The following is a 2,633-nucleotide window of genomic DNA, read 5'->3' on the forward strand; positions in this document are numbered from 1 at the left end:
CTGCTTCAATTCGATCGTGGCCGGTTTGTCGGAATCTTTGGAATTTTCAAGGCGAATAAAGACATCCCAGTTACCAGTTTGATTTTTGCGCGCATTGAATGAGGTAATTCCAATATTGGAACCGGCGGGAGGCAGCATCTGGTAATTTAATTCGAAAGGAAGATCAAAACTTACTTCTTTTGGAAAATTACCATCTGAATAAAACAGGACAGTCTTTATTGGAACCGTTCGTGAGAGTGCTTGCGTCATCCGTAAGGCATCTTCCAGCTTGCTGGGTACATCATCAACCGTTAATCCCGCAAGTGATTGTTTTAGAACTCTCTGATTATCCGTAAAATCGGTCAATCGATGCGCTGTCGAACTGACAGCCACCAGTGAAACCCGTTGATCGGGTAATAAATTCTCAATTAGCTCAGTAACTCGCTCCTTAGCGAGATCCAGTCGTGATTTATTTGTATTGGGGTCGGTCGCTGCCATGCTGGCGGAACAATCAATTAAGATCGGTAAATACTGTGCCCGGTCCGCACCGCTTTGAATATAAGGCTGCATCAGAGACAGCACCAGAAATAGCAGTAGCAGAATCTGGAGTAACAGCAAAATACTGCGTTTGAATTTTTGAAAAGGAGAATTGACACGCCGGTCATTGATTACCTGACTCCAAAGCGCCAGCGAAGGGACGTGCTTATGTGGCCGCTTTAATTTCAAAAAATAGAAGATAACCAGCGGCACTAACAATAGCAGGAACCATGCCCCTTGTAGCGAATAAAAACCGGGCCAGAAATTCATAAGACCCACCTTTTCCGCCGCAAGAGGTCAAAGAGGACATGTTCCAGCGAATCCCCGCTGTTTACCGTCATAAATCGCCCTGAACGCTGCCGACACAGCATAGCCAGATGCTCTTCTAATAAGGCACGGTGCTCATGATAAAGCCCCAACAAGTCCCCTGCTGAAGAGATGTCCAATGTCTGACCGCTCTCGCTGTCAACCAGACGTAAGTCTCCATTGATTTCCGGATTGATTTCCGATGGACCTAAAATCTGAACGCCGAAAATTTCCAGTCCGGCACTATACAGCATATTAAAAGGACGGGATAAATCACCGAATGATTCGTAATCCGAAAGGACGATGGCAACTCCCCGTCCGCGATGTGTACGCAGTACATCTTCGACTGCTGCTTCAATGGGAGAATCACCGCCGACTTCGATTTTCGTGAGGAAATCAAATAAACGTTTCATGCTGATCCGACCGGTACAGGGCGCCATCTTGGCTGGACGGCCCCCTTTCTGGTTGCATGCATAAGCACTCACTTTTTCAAAATTCAACAGGCCCATCACACCAAAGGCTGCCGCCAACTGCTGACAACGCAATATTTTATCTTCATAATCCATTGAAGAGGAAGCATCCAGTATCAATACCACGTGCATTTCTTCTTCATGCTGATATTGCTTCATGTAGGGACGATGTAATCGGGAAAAAATATTCCAGTCAATGTAGCGTACATCATCACCGGCAACGTAATTACGGTAATCTGAAAATTCTGTGCTTGTGCCCCCTTTACCGGAAAGATGCTCGCCACGGCTGCGGTTGGTCAATCGCCGCGTTGGATTGAGACGCATCCGCTCCAGCATGGATAACGTTTTGTTATCAAACAAAGAAGTATACTGATTTGACTGAGTTTCTTGTGACACCGGTGATTAATCCTGTTCTGGTAATTCCCTGCAGTTCTGTGCAACCAGATCAATGACCTTGATATTTTCTGCCTGTCCATCGTAATTCAGAATCACACGATGTTGGAGTACTTCGTTTGCAAAGTAACGAACATCTTCAAACGCGACGTGCGCCCGTCCTTCACTCAGAGCTCGAACGCGAGCGGCTTTGATTAATGACTGTGCTGCCCGCGGACTGGCTCCCCAGTGCACAAAACGGCGGACCTCTTCTGTCGCGAAATCTGTCCCGGGATGTGTTGAAAGAACAAGACGAATCGCATAATCACGGATCGCTTCAACCACAACTACTTTATCCAGTACTTCCCGTAATTCAAGAATTTGCGCACTGTTCAATAATTTTTTCAAAGTTGCCGGCTGCCTCAGAATGGTCTGCTGCACGATCGTGTTAAGTTCATCCCGGTTCGGAAAAGGGACACCGATTTTAAACATGAAACGGTCCAATTGGGCTTCGGGCAAAGGGTAGGTTCCCTCCTGCTCAATGGGATTCTGTGTGGCCATCACAAAGAATGGTTGATCGAGCCGGTATTGTGTTCCGCCTGCTGTGACAGTTCCTTCCTGCATTGTCTCCAGCAAGGCTGATTGTGTTTTGGGAGAAGCCCGGTTAATCTCATCCGCCAGCAGCAGTTGGGTGAAAATTGGCCCTTTCCGAAATTCAAACCGATAAGTACCGGTCTCATCCGTGCTCATGATATTCGTGCCAATAATATCCGCCGGCATTAAGTCCGGTGTGAACTGGATACGCTGGAAATGTAAATCCAGTACTTTCGAAAGTGCTTTTACCAACTCTGTTTTTCCCAGCCCGGGAACGCCTTCCAGCAACACATTTCCTCCACAAAACAGCGCGTATAATGTCGACTCGACGACCCGCTCCTGACCAATGATCATACGCGCGACTTCAGCACGCAC

General features: G+C 47.2%; 3 protein-coding genes. All 3 read right to left on the reverse strand.

Going from position 1 to position 2,633, the window contains the following annotated elements:
• On the reverse strand, positions 1-786 hold a 786-nt coding region (locus tag Q0294_RS20035; protein ID WP_299469001.1), incomplete at its 3' end, for a VWA domain-containing protein.
• A complete protein-coding gene (locus Q0294_RS20040; RefSeq protein ID WP_299469003.1) occupies positions 783-1,688 on the reverse strand; it encodes a DUF58 domain-containing protein in 906 nt (301 codons plus the stop codon). The genes Q0294_RS20035 and Q0294_RS20040, both read right to left, overlap by 4 nt.
• Positions 1,689-1,694: 6 nt before the next feature.
• Positions 1,695-2,633, reverse strand: a complete 939-nt coding sequence (locus tag Q0294_RS20045; protein ID WP_366917998.1) for a MoxR family ATPase — start codon at positions 2,631-2,633, stop codon at positions 1,695-1,697.

This window comes from uncultured Gimesia sp., from assembly GCF_937919775.1.
Lineage (GTDB): Bacteria > Planctomycetota > Planctomycetia > Planctomycetales > Planctomycetaceae > Gimesia.